The 353-nt window shown below is 37.4% G+C and carries 1 protein-coding gene; it reads left to right on the top strand.

Going from position 1 to position 353, the window contains the following annotated elements; all coding sequences use genetic code 11:
• Positions 1-244: 244 nt before the first annotated feature.
• On the top strand, positions 245-353 hold a 109-nt coding region (locus BCT81_RS05640; protein ID WP_198596849.1), incomplete at its 3' end, for an HU family DNA-binding protein.

The following is a 353-nucleotide window of genomic DNA, read 5'->3' as shown; positions in this document are numbered from 1 at the left end:
GAATATAGTTCTATTTGGGAATTGTTAAGCAGATGTTTTTTAGCCATATATATGAAATTAAGAGCGTGTTATGTTTCTGATTTGAAAGAATAATCTTACAGTTCAAATAAAAAAGTTGGCGAAAATCAGAAGCTTGGCATACACTTTCCTTGTAAATGACCTTATCTCATTGATTGAATAGGGTAAATGCTTTGGCGCTACTGGCGATAGTAGCAATGATTAACATAGCTTTGAGGAAAGTTTTATGGCACTCACGAAGGCCGATTTGGCTGAGAACCTGTTTGAGACACTCGGATACAGCAAGCGGGATGCCAAGGAAACGGTTGAAGTGTTTTTCGAAGAAGTTCGTAAAG

Source organism: Vibrio sp. 10N.261.52.A1 (assembly GCF_002876325.1).
In the GTDB taxonomy this organism is placed as follows: domain Bacteria; phylum Pseudomonadota; class Gammaproteobacteria; order Enterobacterales; family Vibrionaceae; genus Vibrio; species Vibrio chagasii.
The sequence above is the reverse complement of the archived record's forward strand: the minus strand, read 5'-3'. Positions and strand labels throughout refer to the sequence as shown.